At 57.3% G+C, this 1,910-nt stretch carries 1 protein-coding gene; it reads right to left on the bottom strand.

Going from position 1 to position 1,910, the window contains the following annotated elements:
• Positions 1–1,910 (bottom strand): non-ribosomal peptide synthetase (locus C3B51_RS22275; protein ID WP_130246431.1); only part of this gene is annotated, 1,910 nt, incomplete at both ends.

Below are 1,910 nucleotides of genomic sequence, written 5' to 3'. Positions count from 1 at the left end.
TCGTGACGTGCAATGATGGTACTCAGTGCAGCTTCGACCGCATTCAGGTCCAGCGCACCGCTCACCTCAAACGCCGCCGGCATATTGTATTGCGCCGAGCCGCCCTGTAAGCGATCAATAAACCACAGTCGCTGCTGTGCAAATGAGGCCACCATCCGACCATCCGCCGGGCGTGCCTGCGCTGTTATCCGCTCTGCGACCTGAGTGCCTTGTGCCTGCTTCGCTGCTATCTGCTGTCCCTGACTGGCAATGCTGGCATGCTCGAATAACTCACTGATACTGAATTCAACCCCGAAGGCCTGTTTAATCGCCGCCACCAGGCGGACCGACAACAAAGAGTGACCGCCCAGCTTAAAGAAGCTGCTGTCTACGCTTATCTGGCACGGCGCTAACTTTAACAGTGAAGACCACAACTCAACCAGCTGCTGCTCCGTTGCTGTGCGTGGCGCAACATGCTGAGCCGCTGCTTTTTCCTGCGGATCCGGCAGCGCTTTTTTATCCAGTTTGCCGTTCGCCGTCAGCGGCCAGCTGTCCAGTCCAACAAAGTGACTCGGAACCATATAAGCGGGCAGTTGCTCGCCCAGCAGACGTTCACAGTCGTTCAACAGCGCATCCAGCTGCGCCGGGTCTTCGGCCTTGATATAGGCTACAAGCTCTGTCCCCGTGGCCAGGCGCTTACATAGCACCTCAGCGGATTCAACCCCCGCAATTTGCTGCAGCTGGCTGCTGATATCGCCCAGCTCGACCCTGAAGCCCCGGATCTTAACCTGCTCATCAATGCGCCCTAAAAACATCAGCTCGCCACTGTTTTGATAACGCACCTGATCGCCGGTGCGATATAAACGCGCCGGGCTGGTCGCATCACTGGGGTCATAAAACGGGTTGTCAATAAAGCGCTCAGCGCTCAGCGTCGGGTTATTCACATACCCGCTGGCCAGACAGGGGCCGCCGACAAACAGCTCGCCCCGCGCCCCCTGTGGCAGGGCGTTTAGCTGGGGATCCAGCACATAAGCATAGGTGTTGTCCATCGCCCGGCCTATGGGCAGCTGTGCCGGTAAGTCGGCCTGATTGGCACTGATGTCATACATCACACAGCCCACCGTGGCCTCTGACGGACCATAATGGTTAAACAGCTGGCTGTCCGGGAACTGCGTCTGTAACGCCAGGGCCACATCGCGCTCAAAGCGCTCACCGCCAATCACAAATACGTGTTGTACGCCTGCAAGTGGTTTTTCCTGCAAAGCCAGTACCCCTTCCACATGGTGCGGCGTCATTCGCACCAGTCGCGGCTCATCCGCTTCATTCAGGGCTTTGCTCAGTGCCGGTAACAACTCCTGATTGTCCAGCAGCGCGACGCTGCCGCCGCTTAACAGCGGTAAATACAAGCTCGGCACGCCAATATCAAAACCATGGGACGTGACCAGCAGCGAGCCCTTAAGATGAGCGGCATAATAGTCTTTGAGGGCAAAATTCAGATAGTCCATCAGCGCCCGATGGCTTATTTCTACGCCTTTAGGCGTACCAGTGGAGCCTGAGGTGTATATCACATAGGCGGGGCTGTCGTGGGCAACCGATTCGGCGCAGAAGTCTGCGTCATAGCCACTGAGCCAGTTTGCATCTGTGACATCCTGCTCCAGTAACAGCAGGTCCACCCCGGCATCGGGGACGCGGGCAGCCAGCGCATCGCTGACGATCACCCATTCCAGCGCGGCATCAGCAATAATTTGCTGGTTACGGGCCTTAGTATTACTGGGTTCAAACGGAATATACGCCGCGCCGGCTTTAAGCACGCCCAGTAAACTGACCATCAGACAGGCACTGCGTGGCATACAAACGCCTACCAGATCGCCCGGCTCAACTCCTTGCTCTTGCAAACAGTCGGCCAGTTTGGCCGCCTGGGCATTGAGCTG

Source organism: Pseudoalteromonas rubra, assembly GCF_004212645.1.
GTDB lineage: Bacteria > Pseudomonadota > Gammaproteobacteria > Enterobacterales > Alteromonadaceae > Pseudoalteromonas > Pseudoalteromonas rubra_G.
Note: the sequence above shows the minus strand (reverse complement) of the source record. Positions and strands in the feature narration are given on the sequence as shown.